Here is a 15,010-nt window from a genome sequence, read left to right as displayed (position 1 = left end):
TGGGCGCAAATCCGCTTGTCGGCATTGATCTTTCCGCGCGCCGCTGTATTGAAGGCGTGCAATTCGAAGGCGGGAACGCCTGTCACGTATCCGCCTCAATTGACTAGGAGACAGCCGCCCAAACGGCTATGTGTCGGCGCCTGCAGCGGTTTCGGGCTTCCGTTCAGAAAGGGTTTTCCGCAATGAATTTCCGTATCTTGGCCGCCCCGGTCCGGCCGCATGGGCGAATTGTTGCCCTGATGGCGGCGACGGCATTCTCTGCAGCGCTCCTGGTTCCTGCCGCTCGGGCCCAGCAGCCGGCAGCGCCGGCGCCTGCGGCACCGAAGGCTGCGCCCAAGGCGGCACCCAAGGCAGCTCCGAAGGCTCCGGCAGCCCAGGCGCCCGCCCAAGCACCGGCCGCCGGCCAGCCGCCCGCTGCGGCCGCCCAGCCGCCGGCGCAGGATCAGCAGATCCAGCTGATCTACGCCCCCTGGACCAAGTTCTGCCTGAAGGGCCAGGAAGCCAACGCCAAGCAGGTCTGCTTCACCGGCAAGGACGGCCGCATCGAGTCCGGCCAGCCGGTGATCGCCGCCGTGATCATCGAGCCGGAAGGCGAGCCGAAGAAGATCCTGCGCGTCACGCTGCCGCTCGGCATGCAGCTCGTGCACGGCACCCGCATCATCGTCGACGGCAACCCGCCGCAGCAGGCGCCCTATGTGATCTGCTTCCAGAACGGCTGCATGTCCGACTATGAAGCAACGCCCGAGCTGATCGCCAACATGAAGAAGGGCCAGAACCTCGTGGTCCAGGCGATCAATTCCAACGGCGCGCCGCTGACGCTGCCGCTGCCGCTCAACACCGAATTCGCCAAGGCCTATGACGGCCCGCCGACCGATCCGAAGGTGTTCGAGGAAAACTCGAAGAAGCTGCAGGAAGAGTTGCAGAAGCGCGCCGAAGAGCAGCGCAAGAAGCTGGAAGGCGCGGGCGGTGGCTCTGCGCAGGCTCCGGCGCCGGCCAACCCGGCGGCCAAGTAAGCACTTCAATCACGCGTTCAAGAAAACGCGAGATCATCGCGATCAAAAGGCGCCCGGAAGGGCGCCTTTTTTGTCATGCGAAACAGACTGGCTGCTGGCAGCCTGCTGCGCTGGTGATGGTGCAGATCGTGTGCGATGGTCGTCGAAGGGTGCTTCGATTGCGTCGCGCGATGAGCGCGCATCGTTGGTGCCTTGTCCGGACAAGTCCGGCGTCGAAGCACAATCATAAATCCGATACGGGAGGCCAGACGAAAGCGCGAACAGCGCCTTCGATGCGCAAATGCGCGCGTGGTTCTTCCGCGAATCCTGGCCGCCGCTCGCAGTCATGGAAGTCGCGCAATGTCCCAGCAAGTCAGCACGCAGCGGCGGGAACTGCGCTCCCGGCCTCGGGAGCAGCCGGCCGGCGGTGCTTCGGTCGATGCTGGCGTTCGCGTCAGCCAGGACAACGTCCCCGGAACGTTTCATCCCGGCATCGTCCATCTCGCGCTGGCGATGGGCGGCTTCGCAATCGGCATCGCCGAATTCGCGACCATGAGCCTGTTGCCGTTCTTCGCCCACGACCTGCACGTCAGCGAGCCCCAGGCCGGCCACGCGATCAGCGCCTACGCGCTCGGCGTCGTCGTCGGTGCGCCGGTCATCGCGGTGTTGTCGGCGCGCATGACGCGGCGGACGCTGCTGATCGCGCTGATGGGTTTCTTCGCGTTGATGAACGGCCTTTCGGGGCTCGCGCCCGATTATCACACCATGCTGGCGCTGCGCTTCCTGGCGGGGCTGCCGCACGGCGCCTATTTCGGCATCGCCATGCTGGTCGCGGCCTCGCTGGTCCCGACGGACAGGCGCACGGCGGCTGTCGGCCGCGTGCTGCTGGGGCTCACCATCGCGACGACGGTCGGCGTTCCGCTCGCCAACGGGGTCGGGCAGGCGATCGGCTGGCGCTGGGCCTTCGCGATCGTTGCCGGCCTCGCGCTCTTGACCGCGGTCCTGGTCCTGATCTTCGCCCCGCGTGATGCCGCCAACAGCAAGGCGAGCCCGCTGCGTGAACTGTCGGCACTCGGGCGCAAGCATGTCTGGCTGACGCTGGCGATCGGCGCCATCGGTTTCGGCGGGCTGTTCTCGGTCTACACCTATCTGGCCTCGACCATGCTGGCGGTGACCCACACCTCGCCCGCGCTGGTGCCGGTCACGCTATGCGTGTTCGGCGCCGGCCTCACCGCCGGCAACATCATCGTGCCGCGCTTCGCCGACCGCGCGCTGATGGCAACCGCGGGCGGGCTCCTGCTGTGGTCGGCGGCGACGCTCGCGCTGTATCCGCTGGCGGCCGGAAATTTCTGGACGCTGACCGCCGACGTGTTCCTGATCGGGCTGGGCGGGGCGCTCGCCACCGTGTTGCAGACCCGCCTGATGGACGTCGCGGGCGAGGCACAGAGCCTCGCCGCGGCGCTCAACCACTCCGCCTTCAACGTCGCCAATGCGCTGGGTCCGTGGCTCGGCGGAATGGCGGTCGCAGCCGGCTATGGCTGGACGTCGACCGGCCTCGTCGGCGCGGGGCTGGCGCTGGCGGGATTTGTTGTCTGGGCGATCGCGGTTGTCTTGGCCAGGCGCGAGGGGGTGTGAGCGTGGCAGCGCGAACGCCGTGGCATTCGCCGGAGCGCCGCCGGACCTCAGTTCAGCGAGGGATTGCGCGGACGGTAGCCGCCCGATTTATCCTTGATGAAGATCTCCGCCACCTGCGAATGCCGGATCGGCTCGCCGGACTCGTCGGGCAAGAGGTTCTGCTCCGAGACATAGGCGACGTACTCGGTCTCCGAGTTTTCCGCGAGCAAATGGTAGAACGGCTGGTCCTTGTGGGGCCGCATGTCCTCGGGGATCGACAGCCACCATTCCTCGGTGTTGTTGAACTCCGGGTCGATATCAAAAATCACGCCCCGGAAGGAGAACACCCGGTGACGGACGATCTGCCCGATCTGAAACTTGGCGGTGCGCGCTTTGATCATGGCTCGTCGATAGACCAACATTGTGGCCGATGCTAGAGGCTAAGGCCCGAATTAGCCCACGCTTTACCGATTCCAGCCCTGCAAAAACGACCCGAAATCCGGCCGAGAAACTACTTTCAGAATGATCGATATCCTCAATCTGGCGTTGCCGTATTTCGGCTTGATCTTCATCGGTTATGCGTGCGGCAAGGCCAAGGGTTTGCCAGAGAGCGGGCTCGCCTGGATGAATTTCTTCCTGCTTTACGTTTCGTTGCCGGCGCTGCTGTTCGGGATCATGTCCAAGACGCCGTTTGCGGAGCTGAACAACCCGCCATTTCTGATCGCCACCACGCTCGGAACCGTGCTCGCATTCTTCCTGGCGATGGTCGCGGGCAAGCTGATCGGCGGGCTCACGCTGCGCGAGGCGACGCTGGCCGGCCTGTCGGGCGCCTACGGCAATATCGGCTATATGGGGCCTGGCCTCGCGCTCGCCGTGCTCGGTGCCAAGGCGGCGGCGCCGACGGCGCTGATCTTCTGCTGCGACAGCATCTTCCTGTTCTCGATCGTGCCGCTGCTGATCGAGCTCACCGACCGCGACCATCCCTCGCTGCTGCACGCACTCGGCGTGGTGCTGCGACAGATCGTGCAGAACCCGCTGATCATGTCGGCGGTGTTCGGGGCGCTGGTCGCCGCGTTTCACATCCCGATCCCGGTCGCGCTCGATCGCACCATCCAGTTCCTGGAAAACGCCGCCGCGCCGACAGCGCTGTTCGTGCTCGGCATCACGGTGGCGCTGCGGCCGTTCGAGCGGGTGCCGTGGGAGGTCCCGGGCGTGGTCGCGATCAAGCTTTTGATCCATCCGCTGCTGGCGTTCGGCCTGATGCTGCTGTTCGGCCCGTTCGCGCAGCCTTGGGCCGCGACAGCGGTGCTGATGGCTTCGCTGCCGCCGGCGCTCAATGTGTTCGTGATCGCGCGGCAGAACGACACCTGGATCGAGCCGGCGTCGGTCGCGGTGCTGATCGGCACCTTCGCCTCCGTGGTCACGCTGACCAGCGTGATGTGGTTCATCCAGAGCGGACGGCTGGTGTTTCCCTGATCGGCGCGCTTCTTATTTGACGCGTTTTCTTAACGCGAACCGGTACCCACTTCGCTCGAAAACGCTTTGCTTACCGCCGCCACGACGGCGCGAGACCTTCGCGCATCGCCAGGCGCCGCAACGGGCCGCATGCGCCGAGCAGATGCAGGCCGGCAGCGCGCGCCGTCTGCATGCCGAGGAAATCGCTCAGCAGCGACCGGTTGGCGATGTCGATCGCCCAGGTCCGGCTGGCGACATCGGGGCGCCGCGCCGCCTGGTAGCGCGACAGCACATTGGGCGCGCCGGGATCTTCGCCACGACCGATCGCCTGACCGGTGATCTCGGCGATATCGGCGGCATCGCGCAGTCCCATATTGAGGCCCTGCGCGCCGATCGGCGGCAGCACATGGGCGGATTCCCCGACCAGCGCGATCCGGTCCTTGGCGAATTGCCGCGGCCGTTCGATCGCGAGCGGAAACACGTGACGGCCGCCCTGGACCTCGATGCGGCCGAGGATCGAATGCGATTGCCGCTCGGCGGCGAGCGACAATTCGTCGTCGCCGAGTGCCATCAGCCGCTCGGCCTCCTTGGGCGCCGAGACCCAGACCACGCTGCTTCTGACGCCGCTGAGCGGCACGAACACGCAGGGGCCGTGCTCGGTGTGGAACTCGGTCGAGATGTTGTGGTGCGGCCGGGTGTGGGTGACGTTGAAGGTGAGGGCGGACTGCCCGAGCTCGCGGCTTGTCACCTCGATGCCGGCGGCCTCGCGGGACAATGAATTGCGCCCGTCGGCACCGACCACGAGCCGGGCCTGAAGCGACTGGCCCTGCCGCGTCACCACGGTAACCGCGGCATCGTCCGGCCGCACCGAGGCGGCTTCATCGTCGAACCGCGTCAGCGCGGACATTTCGCCGGCGCGGTCCTCGAGCGCCGCGACCAGCGAGCGGTTGTCGATGTTGAAGCCGAATTGCTCGCGGCCGATCTCATCGGACGAAAAGCGCACCTCGGGCGCACGGATCAGGCGGCCGGTGTCGTCGACGAGGCGCATGGTCTTGAGCGCCGCCGCTCGGTCGCTGCAGCGCCGCCAGACGTCGAGCCGATCCAGGATATCGGTCGAGGCACCGAGCAGCGCGGTGGTCCGGTTGTCGGCATAGGGCGCGCGGCGCGCCAGCAGCGCAGTCCGCGCACCTGCGTCGGCAAGGGCAATCGCAGCCGTTAATCCGGCCGGACCGCCGCCTATTACGATAACGTCATAATCCAGCGAGCTGTCGGTCATATCAGGACATTTGACATGCTTGGCCCGATTTTCAAGCCATCGGTAACCACCAAGAGTTTCCAACGCTTTGCGCGGCGGAACGCCGCAAGACCGCATATGCAAACCGGTCCGATTCCTGATAGCACTCGGCCGATGGAGCATTCGAGCCAGCCCGATGCGTTGCCAGAACGGATGCGGACCGCCGCATTCACCGTTCATATTTTCACGGCGCTCGGCGCGGGGGTCGCGCTGCTGGCGATGCTGGAGGCGGTGCGCGAGCACTGGGCCAACATGTTCGCCTGGCTCGGGGTCGCGCTCATCATCGACGGGATCGACGGCCCGCTGGCGCGCCGGCTCGACGTGGTGCGGCTGCAGCCGAACTGGTCGGGCGAGGTGCTCGACCTGGTGGTTGATTTCGTCACCTATGTGTTCGTGCCGGCCTATGCGATCACCGCGAGCGGCATGCTGCTGCCGCTGGCGGCGCCGATCCTCGGCATCGGCATCGTGGTCTCCAGCGCGCTGTATTTCGCCGACCGCCGCATGAAGGCCGATGACAACCATTTCCGCGGCTTCCCGGCGCTGTGGAATGCGGCGGCGTTCTACCTGTTCCTGCTGCATCTGCCGCCCGTGCTGTCGACGATCGTGGTCGCGCTCCTGATCGTGCTGACCTTCGCGCCGTTCCACGTGCTGCATCCGCTGCGTGTGGTGCGGCTGCGCTGGCTGACGCTGTGGCTGCTCGGCGCATGGGCGCTGCTCGGCATGTACACGCTCGCCAACGATTTCGTGGTCGGAGCCCCGATCACCTTCGGTCTCTGCGCCATCGCCGTCTACATCATCGGCAGCGATACCGTGATCCGCCGGATGAAAGCCTTCAGAGCATGATGCAACTGATCACCAGCCCGGAAGCCTGGGCGGCGCTGCTGACCCTGACTGCGCTCGAGATCGTGCTCGGCATCGACAACGTGATTTTCCTGTCGGTGATCGTGTCGCGGATCCCGCCGGCGCAGGCCAAGCGCGCGCGGCAGATCGGCCTGCTGCTGGCGCTGGTGTTCCGCATTCTGCTGCTCTCGATCCTGGTCTGGCTGATCGGGCTGACCCAACCGGTGATCACCGTCAGCGACGTCGCGCTGTCGTGGCGCGACATCATCCTGATAGGCGGCGGCCTGTTCCTGATCGCGAAAGCAACCCACGAGATCCACGGCGAGGTCGAGGCGCGCGAGGGGGAAGCCGGCGACAGGCCGAGCGCCAGCGCGTTCTTCTGGGTGATCGTGCAGATCATCATTATCGACCTGGTGTTCTCGCTGGATTCGATCATCACCGCGATCGGCATGGCGCAGGACATCGAGATCATGATCGCGGCGGTCGTGATCGCCTGCGTCATCATGTACATCTCGTCGGGACCGGTGGCGCGGTTTGTCGCGGAGCATCCGACCACCAAGATGCTGGCGCTGGCCTTCCTGGTGCTGATCGGCGTGGCGCTGGTGGCCGACGGATTCAAATTCCACATTCCGCGCGGCTACATCTATTTCGCGATTGCCTTCTCGGCCGCGGTCGAGGCGTTCAACGTCATGGCCAAGCGCAACCGCAGGAAGCCGGCGCGCTGATGGGCATGATCTCCGCGCAAACGCTGCGCGTTTGTCGCGAGGGAAAGCCGGTTCGCACTTTTCCGGAACGTGGCGTAGCCGGTTCCGGCCCGCTTGGTTGACAAGCCGGCCGCGATGGCATTCGCTCGCTTGACGCTGATATTGAGGGGAGCGACGACATGACCAAGGCTGTGCGCGTGCACCAGGTGGGAGGCCCGGAAGTCCTGACCTACGAGGACGTCGAGGTGGGCGCGCCGGGGACGGGCGAGGTCCGGATCCGCCAGCATGCGGTCGGTCTGAACTTCATCGACGTCTATTTCCGCACCGGCCTCTACAAGGCGCCCGGCCTGCCGTTCATTGCCGGCAATGAGGCTGCAGGCGAGGTGTTGGCCGTGGGTCCGGGCGTGACCAATTTCCACCCCGGCGATCGCGTCGCCTACTACTACAATCTCGGCGGCTACGCGTCCGAGCGCGTCATCCCGGCCGACAAGCTCGTCAAGCTGCCCGACCATATCACCTACGAGCAGGGCGCCGTGCTGATGCTGAAGGGCCTCACGGTCTGGTATCTCCTGCACAAGACCTTCAAGGTCGAGCACGGCCATCGCGTGCTGATCCACGCCGCGGCGGGCGGCATCGGGCTGCTCGCCTGCCAATGGGCGCGGGCGCTCGGCGCGCATGTCATCGGTACCGTCGGCTCGAAGGCGAAGGCCGATCTCGCGCTCGCCAATGGCTGCGATCACGTCATCCTCTATAACGAGGAGAACTTCGTCGAACGCGTCAAGCAGATCAGCCGCGGCGAGCTCTGCGACGTCGTCTATGACGGCGTCGGCAAGACCACGTTCCCGGGATCGCTGTCCTGCCTCAGGCCGCGCGGTCTGTTCGTCTCCTTCGGCAACGCGTCGGGCCCGGTGCCGCCGTTCCCGCTCGCCGAACTCAATAACCACGGCTCGCTGTTCGCGACGCGGCCCAAGCTCAACGACTATGTCGGCACCCGCAAGGAATTGCTCGAAGGCGCCGACACGCTGTTCGCCGCCGTGATCAACGGCAAGCTGCACGTGCCGATCAACCACGCCTACGCGCTCAAGGACGCCGCCAAGGCGCATATCGACCTGGAGAGCAGGGCGACGACGGGCGCGGCGATCCTGCGGCCGTAATTCTCGCCGTCATTGCGAGCCACCCGGTCGGCGCAAAGCGCCGCCGGATGACAGGCTCCGCGAAGCAATCCACCTCTCCACCCGGGAAGATGGATTGCTTCGTCGCTTCGCTCCTCGCAATGACGAGGGGGGAGGATCCTACGCCACCCGCCGTGCCGCGCCGACCTTGGTCAGCACCGTATCCAGGCAGTCGACGACAAGGGAAATCTCCTCCCGCGTCACGTTCAGCGCCGGCATGAAGCGCAGCGTGTCCGGCTGCGGCGAGTTGATCAGCACGCCGGCCGCAAACGCCTCGGCAACCACGGCCGCGCCGATCGGCATCTTCAGGTCGAGCGCCAGCAGGAGGCCGCGGCCCCTGATCTCGCCGAGACCGTGCCGCGACGACAGCCGCTGCAATTCGCGCTCGAGCAAAAGGCCGGCATCGACGACCGATTTCAGGAAATCGGGCTTTCCGATCTGATCGAGCACGACAAGCCCCGCGGCGCACATCAGCGGATTGCCGTTGAAGGTGCCGCCCTGATCGCCGTGATCGAAGCACGAGGCATGCTCGGTCGCGAGCAGGGCCGCGAGCGGCACGCCGCCGCCGATGCCCTTGCCGAGCGTCATGATGTCGGGCTCGATCCCGGCGTGCTGATAGCCGAACAGCTTTCCGGTCCGGCCGATGCCGGTCTGGATCTCGTCGACAATGAGCAGCAGGCCGCGCTGCTGGGTCAGCGCCCGCAACTCCTGCAAGAACTCATCCGTCGCGGGCCAGACGCCGGCCTCGCCCTGGATCGGCTCCAGCATGACCGCGACCGTCGACGACGTGATCAGCTTTCGCACCGACTCGATGTCGTTCAGTCTGGCTTTGCGGAAGCCCGAGACCTTCGGCTCGAACAGGGGCTCGAACGCCTTCTTGCCCGAGGCCGACATGGTCGCGAGCGTGCGGCCGTGGAAGCCGCCTTCGAAGGTGATGATCTCATGCGCGCCGTTCTTGTACTTCGTGCCATATTTGCGCGCGAGCTTGATCGCACCCTCATTGGCCTCCGCGCCTGAGTTCGCAAAGAACACCTGGTCGAAGCAGCTGTTGTCGACCAGCAGCTTTGCCAGTTTCAGGCTCTGCTCGTTGTAGAACGCCGGGCTCGGCGTCAGCAGCCGTCTCGCCTGCGCCGCCAGCGCGTCGGCCACGATGACCGGGGAGTGGCCGAGGGGATTGACGGCCCAGCCCTGCACGAAATCGAGATAGCGGTTGCGGTTGCTGTCCCACAAATACGAGCCGGCGCCGCGTACGAACACGACCTCGGGGCGAGCGGTGATGTCCATCAGCGCATCGAACGGATGGGTAGCGTTGGTCATGTCGATCTCCTCTGGGGTCGGTGTTGGGAAAGGGCAGGCCGAAAAGCGAGAAGGCCGCGCTTGGGGGCGCGGCCTTCTCGAAAACCTCGGCTGATTTATAGGATCAGCGATGGCGTCGGACACGGCGCAGCCCAGCATCGTCGCGGGTGCGACGACGGCAGATGGCGCGGCGGTGGGTCCGGTTCAGCTTCATGGCGCAGGCCCATACAGCGAGAGGGGCGGTGGTGTCAAGCGCGGACAGCGCCTCATTCGACGGGCATAGCGCGGAAGCAGACCGCGCGCGGTCGCAAGCAGGACCGTGCGCGCGTCGCCGGCGGGCAGGATTACGAGGTGAGCTATGAGGCGAGGAAAACCCGGAAGTCGGCAGCATCGGTGAAGAAGGCCGTCAAGAAGGTCGGCAATAGCCGCAAGCGAGTTGAGCGCCGGCTCGGGTCGGCGATAAGGAAGACGTTAGGAACGGTACCTTCGACGCGTCGTTAGCAATGCGCCGCTCCTCGGCAGAGCGGCATTAGACGAATGAACGTGCCCCGGGTCTTGCCCCCGAAGACCCGGGGCACATTCGCGACCATCTCTATTGGGACCGTCGCTTGGGACAGGAAAAAGCGGCAATTTGTCTCGCCGAGATTCACACGAGTTATTTCCGGAACTGGATGTCGTTGGGATGATCCGGGCAAGAGGGCGCGTGATTTTCATTTCGTGTTTTTTCTGCCCTAGGACGACGACCGTTGCTTCTCGGTGAACAGCGGTGCGGCGATCCAGCTTGGCCCCTGCATGATCCGGATGCAGGGGCCTTTTTTATGAGTAGGAACGAAGCGCTTGCGGCCGCATTGTTCGCCCTGTTCGGTGCCGCACCGCTACCGGCACTGAGACGCCCAGCTGAACACTGGCCTCAGCTTTCGCAGCTGGGGCCCTTTCTATTGCGCGAATAGGGGTAATACGTCAGCCTCGCTGCAGACCGGCCAACTGAGAGGCCCTATTACATAAGAATGCTCGTCATCAGTGCAGCGAGCATCGTGGCGCTAAAGACCGCAACTCCTAGACAGACGCGCGCAGCCGTCGAATAGGAATCGAATTGGGGCTGGTTGATCATGGCGCGGCCTAGATCGGCGCTCGTGAACCTGGGGTCGTCAGCCACTCCGTCAGATTGGCTGGGGTGTCGCCTTGCCGGGCTCTCCTGAGCAGGGCTTCTTTTTTGCAGACGGAGAGAGTGCCTTGGCCTGCGAGCGCATGGCCTCGTCGGCTAGGCGTTCTTGCAGTGATTGGGTTTGCTTGAAACGACGCCGCTTGCTGGTCATGGCGTTGCTCCCTGCTGGTGTTGGGCCGGAGCGCTAAACCGGGCGATCTCATCACCGATAGTTGCCACTGGTCGTGCGGTGATGTTCCGTTAACGAACCGAAAGAAGCGGCGTTCCTACGGAGCGGAAACCCCGCGCAGTTGCTACCGGCCCGCGGGCTGTTCTAGCCTTGTTCGCAGAAGCTCGAAGGTTTCGACCTGAATGTCTCAAAATGCGCAAGCCCGTCCTCGGGTGCCCGACGAGTTGGCCGGTGTCCTTCGTCAACTCATGAAGCGCACGGCAATCATCAATGCATTGCTTGCCTTCGTGGGTATAAGCGTGACCTTGTACGTCTACCTCAAGTTTCCAATTCCCTCGGAAATCATCCGTCATGGGCTCGATAGGTTCGGTAAGCCGCTTGAGCCTGAGAACGCTATATCCTACCTCTTCGTTTGCCCGATTTTCCTAGTTTGGCTTGTCTTGATGCCATTGTGGGGAGCCAGGCAGGCAATGAGCATGACTGATGAAGCTGTCGCTAGGGGGCGAGAGACCTTTGCTTGGGTGCGTTGGGCAAAGCCGATCGAACCGTCCGTTCCATTTTATCAGTCGCTTTGCATTCTCGTCGTGATCTTCCAGATCCTCGTACTCAGCGCAACTATCTTCCGTGATGTTTCAGCCGCGCTCGGCAGCTTCTGACGCGATTGTCGCGACAGCAGTCTCCTGCGCGGCCTCGCGCCGATAATCATCGGCGGCCTTCTTTAGCGCGCTCTTGATTTCCTCATCGGTGGCTTGGTCAGCGTGGCGCTCCGCGTTCTCGGCCTGCCTCAAAAGATCTGCTCGGCTCATCGTATTCCTCCTGGACCAACAATTTGTCGGCGACGCTTGAGTTCCGTCTAGCAACGGACGCCGTTTGGTATCCGGGGAGGTCTCGAAGGAGCGGACTGGAGCTAGAATCCGGCGACGCTGCCGTGCAGGTCGTACTGGTCGGAGCGCTCGATCTTGGCGGTCACGATCTCGCCGACCTTCAGCGGGCGGCGGCTGGTGAGGTAGACGGCGCCGTCGATCTCGGGCGCATCGGCCTTTGACCGGCCCTTCGCCACCGTGGGGCCAACCTCGTCGATGATGACCTGCTGGCGGGTGCCGACCTTGCGCTTGAGGCGCCTCGCGGAGATCTTCTGCTGCCGCGCCATCAGCGCATTCCAGCGCTCCTGCTTGATCTCGTCGGGTACGGCATTGCCAATCGCGTTCGACGCGGCACCGGCAACCGGCTCGTATTTGAAGCAGCCGAGGCGATCGATTTCCGCTTCATCGAGCCAGTCGAGCAGATAGGCGAAATCGGAATCGGTCTCGCCGGGGAAACCGACGATGAAGGTCGAGCGCAGCGTCAGCTCGGGGCTCTGCTCGCGCCACTTCTGGATGCGTGCCAGCGTCTTCTCCTGCGCAGCCGGGCGCTTCATCGCGCGCAGCACGTCAGGGCTCGCATGCTGGAACGGGATGTCGAGATAGGGCAGCACCTTGCCCTCGGTCATCAGGCCGATGACCTCGTCGACATGCGGGTAGGGGTAGACATATTGCAGCCGCACCCAGGCGCCGAGCTCACCGAGCTCCTTGGCGAGATCGAAGAATTTTGCGCGGACGCTGCGGTCCTGCCACGGGCTCTCGGCGTATTTCAGGTCGACGCCATAAGCCGAGGTGTCCTGCGAGATGACGAGCAATTCCTTGACGCCGGCCTTCACCAGCTTCTCGGCCTCGCGCAGCACGTCATTGGCCGGCCGCGACACCAGATCGCCGCGCAGCTTCGGGATGATGCAGAAGCTGCAGCGGTTGTTGCAGCCTTCGGATATCTTCAAATACGCGTAGTGCCGCGGCGTCAGCTTGACGCCCTGCGGCGGCACCAGGTCGATATGCGGGTTGTGCGCCGGCGGCAGCGCGCGGTGCACGGCGTCCAGCACGCTCTCATATTGCTGCGGCCCCGTGATCGAGAGCACGCCGGGATAGGCGCTCTCGATCTGCTCCGGCTCGGCGCCCATGCAGCCGGTGACGATGACCTTGCCGTTCTCGGCCATCGCCTCGCCGATTGCGGCGAGCGATTCCTGCTTGGCGCTATCGAGGAAGCCGCAGGTGTTGACGATGACGATGTCGGCGCCGTCATGCTTGCGCGCCAGCTCATAGCCTTCCGCGCGCAGCCGGGTGATGATGCGCTCGGAATCGACCAGCGCCTTGGGGCACCCCAAGGACACAAAGCTCACTTTCGGCGCGGCGGCCTCTTGCATATCTCTGATCTGCCTGATGAATGGGCAGGAGCTAGTCCCAATTGCCGAGAATTACAACCCTTTCCCGGCGCTTCCGGCATGATATGGATGCATCTGCCGGGCCTTAAGAGTTGTCGATGAGCGCTGAATCGTCTCCCAAGATCGTCATAGTCGACGAGAGCCCGATCCGAGCGGCCATCCTGGAGGAGGGACTGCGGGAGGCCGGGTATACGGATGTCGTGCATATCAGCGAGATGCAGAGCCTGCTCTCGCGAATCTATGCGCTCGACCCCGAGATCATCGTCATCGACCTCGAAAACCCCAGTCGCGACGTGCTGGAACAAATGTTCCAGGTCAGCCGCGCCGTCCGCCGGCCGATCGCGATGTTCGTTGACCAGAGCGACGCCGCCTCGATCCAGGCCTCGGTCGAGGCGGGCGTCTCCGCCTACATCGTCGACGGTCTCAAGAAGGAGCGGATGAAGCCGATCCTCGATCTGTGCGTCTCCCGCTTCAATGCCTTCGCCAAATTGCAGGACGAGCTCGACCGCACCAAGCACGCGCTGGAGGAGCGCAAGGTGATCGATCGCGCCAAGGGCATCCTGATGAAGGTGAAGGGACTGACCGAGGAGGAGGCCTACGTGCTGATGCGCTCGACCGCGATGCGCGAGAAAAAGAAAATCGGAGAGATCGCGCAATCAATCCTGACGGCGTCGGAGCTGTTGAAATGACCACACCATTGCGCATCGGGTTCATTCCGCTGGTCGACGCTGCCGCGCTGATCGTTGCCGTCGACAAGGAATTCGCGGCGGCCGAAGGCCTCGACGTCACGCTGGTGCGGGAAGTGTCGTGGTCGAACGTCCGCGACAAGCTCAACATCGGCCTGTTCGACGCCGCTCATCTGTTGGCGCCGGTGGCGATCGCCTCGAGCCTCGGGCTCGGTCACGTCAAGGTGCCGATCGCGGCGCCCTTCAACCTCGGGCTCAACGGCAATGCCATCACCGTATCGCCAGCGCTGCACGCCGCGCTGATGGAAGAGATCGACGGCGACCGCTTCGATCCGATGGCAACCGCACACGCGCTCGCCCGCGTGGTGGCCAAGCGGCGGAAGAGCGGGGCGGAGCCGCTGACCTTCGGCATGACCTTCCCGTTCTCGACCCACAATTACCAGTTGCGGTTCTGGATGGCCGCCGGCGGCGTCGATCCCGATGAGGATGTCCAGCTTGTGGTGCTGCCGCCGCCTTACATGGTCGACAGTCTCGCCAACGGTCATGTCGACGCGTTCTGCGTCGGCGCACCCTGGAATTCGATCGCGGTCGATCTCGGCATCGGCCACATCCTGCACTTCGTCTCCGACATCCTGCTCAGCGCGGTGGAAAAGGTGCTGGCGGTGCGGCAGAGCTGGTCGGAGAAGCATCCCGACATCGTGGCGGCGCTGGTGCGTGCACATCTGCGCGCCGTGGAGTTCATCGAGCGGCCCGAGAACCGGTCCGAGGTCGCGCGCATCCTGGCGCAGCCCGAGCGGATCGGCGTCGATGCCAGCGTCATCCAGCGCACGCTCGATGGCCACCTGAAGATTTCGCCCGACGGCACCATGCGCGAGAGCAATCGCTATTTGCTGGTCGGGCGCGAGGCGGCGGCGCGGCCTGATCCGGGGCAGGCGGCCTGGCTCTATGCGCAGATGGTTCGCTGGGGCCAGGCGCCATACCGGCCGGAAGCGCTGAAGACCGCCATGGCCGTGTTCAGGCCTGATCTCTACGACGCCGCATCAGGCCGCCCGGCCGGCGCTTCCAGCGCCATCGGGGCGTTCGCCGGCCCGCCGTTCGACCCGAGCGACGTTCCGGGCCATCTGGCGGCGTTCAAGATCGGGCGCTGGAAGGCCTGAGCGCGACGCAGCGGCCGCGTCAGGCGGCACGTGCACGACCGGGGCGTCTTGTTGCCGGGACAGGGATGGGCAACAGGCGCGGCGGCGGCAGCGCCTTCGGCTATCGACCTCCGGCTACTTTGCATGGGGTTGTTTTCGAGATTTTCGGTTATCGCGGGACTGGCGCGGGTTCCCGACGCCTCGAATTGCGGCGAATAGGATTCTCGGCCGAGCGC

Annotated in this window: 17 protein-coding genes; 10 read left to right on the top strand and 7 right to left on the bottom strand. The window is 64.7% G+C overall.

Translation table 11 applies throughout. The annotated features are described in order from the left end of the window. Window positions 1–182: 182 nt before the first annotated feature. The gene (locus J2R80_RS28800) at window positions 183–1,013 is read left to right on the top strand and encodes an invasion associated locus B family protein (protein WP_028340693.1); all 831 of its coding nucleotides are present in this window, start codon (window positions 183–185) and stop codon (window positions 1,011–1,013) included. Between the two features lie 42 nt (window positions 1,014–1,055). On the opposite strand, the gene J2R80_RS28795 is transcribed toward J2R80_RS28800, so the two are convergent. After that, window positions 1,056–1,340, bottom strand: coding sequence for a hypothetical protein (locus J2R80_RS28795; protein WP_253639816.1), 285 nt, complete (start codon window positions 1,338–1,340; stop codon window positions 1,056–1,058). Window positions 1,341–1,352: 12 nt separating this feature from the next. On the opposite strand from J2R80_RS28795, the gene J2R80_RS28790 reads away from it, so the two are divergent. Then, entirely contained in the window at window positions 1,353–2,627 is a 1,275-nt protein-coding gene (locus J2R80_RS28790; RefSeq protein WP_253639815.1) for an MFS transporter, read from the top strand. 47 nt (window positions 2,628–2,674) lie between these two features. On the opposite strand, the gene hspQ is transcribed toward J2R80_RS28790, so the two are convergent. Then, window positions 2,675–3,007, bottom strand: coding sequence for a heat shock protein HspQ (gene hspQ, locus J2R80_RS28785; protein ID WP_021081543.1), 333 nt, complete (start codon window positions 3,005–3,007; stop codon window positions 2,675–2,677). A gap of 121 nt (window positions 3,008–3,128) precedes the next feature. On the opposite strand from hspQ, the gene J2R80_RS28780 reads away from it, so the two are divergent. Then, on the top strand, window positions 3,129–4,082 hold the full coding sequence (locus J2R80_RS28780; protein WP_229191882.1) for an AEC family transporter: 954 nt from the start codon (window positions 3,129–3,131) through the stop codon (window positions 4,080–4,082). A gap of 70 nt (window positions 4,083–4,152) precedes the next feature. On the opposite strand, the gene J2R80_RS28775 is transcribed toward J2R80_RS28780, so the two are convergent. Next, window positions 4,153–5,337, bottom strand: coding sequence for a UbiH/UbiF family hydroxylase (locus tag J2R80_RS28775; RefSeq protein WP_253639814.1), 1,185 nt, complete (start codon window positions 5,335–5,337; stop codon window positions 4,153–4,155). A 132-nt stretch (window positions 5,338–5,469) separates the two neighbouring features. On the opposite strand from J2R80_RS28775, the gene pcsA reads away from it, so the two are divergent. The 3 genes from pcsA (at window position 5,470) to J2R80_RS28760 (ending at window position 8,053) form a co-directional block, all read left to right on the top strand. Continuing rightward, a complete protein-coding gene (gene pcsA / locus J2R80_RS28770) occupies window positions 5,470–6,198 on the top strand; it encodes a phosphatidylcholine synthase (RefSeq protein WP_057018701.1) in 729 nt (242 codons plus the stop codon). Then, window positions 6,195–6,920 carry a TerC family protein gene (locus J2R80_RS28765; protein ID WP_076828894.1) on the top strand — a complete coding sequence of 242 codons (726 nt, stop codon included), beginning with the start codon at window positions 6,195–6,197 and terminating at the stop codon, window positions 6,918–6,920. Before pcsA ends, J2R80_RS28765 begins: the two co-directional genes overlap by 4 nt. A 158-nt stretch (window positions 6,921–7,078) precedes the next feature. After that, window positions 7,079–8,053, top strand: a complete 975-nt coding sequence (locus tag J2R80_RS28760; RefSeq protein ID WP_050384723.1) for a quinone oxidoreductase — start codon at window positions 7,079–7,081, stop codon at window positions 8,051–8,053. 138 nt (window positions 8,054–8,191) lie between these two features. Here J2R80_RS28760 and J2R80_RS28755 read toward each other — a convergent pair whose 3' ends face one another. Next, the gene (locus J2R80_RS28755) at window positions 8,192–9,388 is read right to left on the bottom strand and encodes an acetylornithine transaminase (protein ID WP_076828892.1); all 1,197 of its coding nucleotides are present in this window, start codon (window positions 9,386–9,388) and stop codon (window positions 8,192–8,194) included. Between the two features lie 258 nt (window positions 9,389–9,646). On the opposite strand from J2R80_RS28755, the gene J2R80_RS28750 reads away from it, so the two are divergent. Then, window positions 9,647–9,868, top strand: a complete 222-nt coding sequence (locus J2R80_RS28750) for a DUF3606 domain-containing protein (protein WP_076828958.1) — start codon at window positions 9,647–9,649, stop codon at window positions 9,866–9,868. Between the two features lie 659 nt (window positions 9,869–10,527). On the opposite strand, the gene J2R80_RS28745 is transcribed toward J2R80_RS28750, so the two are convergent. Continuing rightward, window positions 10,528–10,683 (bottom strand): hypothetical protein, encoded by a 156-nt coding sequence (locus J2R80_RS28745; protein WP_307720395.1) that lies wholly within the window; start codon window positions 10,681–10,683, stop codon window positions 10,528–10,530. A 200-nt stretch (window positions 10,684–10,883) separates the two neighbouring features. On the opposite strand from J2R80_RS28745, the gene J2R80_RS28740 reads away from it, so the two are divergent. Then, a complete protein-coding gene (locus J2R80_RS28740; protein ID WP_143270961.1) occupies window positions 10,884–11,357 on the top strand; it encodes a hypothetical protein in 474 nt (157 codons plus the stop codon). Here J2R80_RS28740 and J2R80_RS28735 read toward each other — a convergent pair. After that, complete coding sequence (locus J2R80_RS28735; RefSeq protein ID WP_156436349.1) at window positions 11,334–11,507, bottom strand: hypothetical protein; 174 nt, start codon at window positions 11,505–11,507, stop codon at window positions 11,334–11,336. The genes J2R80_RS28740 and J2R80_RS28735 overlap by 24 nt on opposite strands. Window positions 11,508–11,608: 101 nt before the next feature. Then, window positions 11,609–12,934, bottom strand: a complete 1,326-nt coding sequence (rimO, locus tag J2R80_RS28730; RefSeq protein ID WP_057018697.1) for a 30S ribosomal protein S12 methylthiotransferase RimO — start codon at window positions 12,932–12,934, stop codon at window positions 11,609–11,611. 116 nt (window positions 12,935–13,050) lie between these two features. Between rimO and J2R80_RS28725 the strand changes: the two genes are divergently transcribed. Beyond that, complete coding sequence (locus J2R80_RS28725) at window positions 13,051–13,641, top strand: ANTAR domain-containing response regulator (RefSeq protein ID WP_028332037.1); 591 nt, start codon at window positions 13,051–13,053, stop codon at window positions 13,639–13,641. Beyond that, window positions 13,638–14,795, top strand: a complete 1,158-nt coding sequence (locus J2R80_RS28720; protein ID WP_076828888.1) for a CmpA/NrtA family ABC transporter substrate-binding protein — start codon at window positions 13,638–13,640, stop codon at window positions 14,793–14,795. Before J2R80_RS28725 ends, J2R80_RS28720 begins: the two co-directional genes overlap by 4 nt. Window positions 14,796–15,010: the final 215 nt, after the last annotated feature.

It is taken from the genome of Bradyrhizobium sp. USDA 4541 (genome assembly GCF_024171085.1).
Classification (GTDB): domain Bacteria; phylum Pseudomonadota; class Alphaproteobacteria; order Rhizobiales; family Xanthobacteraceae; genus Bradyrhizobium; species Bradyrhizobium australafricanum.
Note: the sequence above shows the minus strand (reverse complement) of the source record. Positions and strands in the feature narration are given on the sequence as shown.

What these genes read in the sequence shown, in the direction of transcription:
- J2R80_RS28745 (WP_307720395.1), bottom strand. Translation starts at nt 10,683, where the DNA reads ATGACCAGCAAGCGGCGTCGTTTCAAGCAAACCCAATCACTGCAAGAA.
- J2R80_RS28790 (WP_253639815.1), top strand. Translation starts at nt 1,353, where the DNA reads ATGTCCCAGCAAGTCAGCACGCAGCGGCGGGAACTGCGCTCCCGGCCT.
- J2R80_RS28775 (WP_253639814.1), bottom strand. Translation starts at nt 5,337, where the DNA reads ATGACCGACAGCTCGCTGGATTATGACGTTATCGTAATAGGCGGCGGT.
- rimO (WP_057018697.1), bottom strand. Translation starts at nt 12,934, where the DNA reads ATGCAAGAGGCCGCCGCGCCGAAAGTGAGCTTTGTGTCCTTGGGGTGC.
- J2R80_RS28740 (WP_143270961.1), top strand. Translation starts at nt 10,884, where the DNA reads ATGTCTCAAAATGCGCAAGCCCGTCCTCGGGTGCCCGACGAGTTGGCC.
- J2R80_RS28795 (WP_253639816.1), bottom strand. Translation starts at nt 1,340, where the DNA reads ATGACTGCGAGCGGCGGCCAGGATTCGCGGAAGAACCACGCGCGCATT.
- J2R80_RS28725 (WP_028332037.1), top strand. Translation starts at nt 13,051, where the DNA reads ATGAGCGCTGAATCGTCTCCCAAGATCGTCATAGTCGACGAGAGCCCG.
- J2R80_RS28800 (WP_028340693.1), top strand. Translation starts at nt 183, where the DNA reads ATGAATTTCCGTATCTTGGCCGCCCCGGTCCGGCCGCATGGGCGAATT.
- J2R80_RS28765 (WP_076828894.1), top strand. Translation starts at nt 6,195, where the DNA reads ATGATGCAACTGATCACCAGCCCGGAAGCCTGGGCGGCGCTGCTGACC.
- hspQ (WP_021081543.1), bottom strand. Translation starts at nt 3,007, where the DNA reads ATGATCAAAGCGCGCACCGCCAAGTTTCAGATCGGGCAGATCGTCCGT.
- pcsA (WP_057018701.1), top strand. Translation starts at nt 5,470, where the DNA reads ATGGAGCATTCGAGCCAGCCCGATGCGTTGCCAGAACGGATGCGGACC.
- J2R80_RS28755 (WP_076828892.1), bottom strand. Translation starts at nt 9,388, where the DNA reads ATGACCAACGCTACCCATCCGTTCGATGCGCTGATGGACATCACCGCT.
- J2R80_RS28735 (WP_156436349.1), bottom strand. Translation starts at nt 11,507, where the DNA reads ATGAGCCGAGCAGATCTTTTGAGGCAGGCCGAGAACGCGGAGCGCCAC.
- J2R80_RS28720 (WP_076828888.1), top strand. Translation starts at nt 13,638, where the DNA reads ATGACCACACCATTGCGCATCGGGTTCATTCCGCTGGTCGACGCTGCC.
- J2R80_RS28780 (WP_229191882.1), top strand. Translation starts at nt 3,129, where the DNA reads ATGATCGATATCCTCAATCTGGCGTTGCCGTATTTCGGCTTGATCTTC.
- J2R80_RS28760 (WP_050384723.1), top strand. Translation starts at nt 7,079, where the DNA reads ATGACCAAGGCTGTGCGCGTGCACCAGGTGGGAGGCCCGGAAGTCCTG.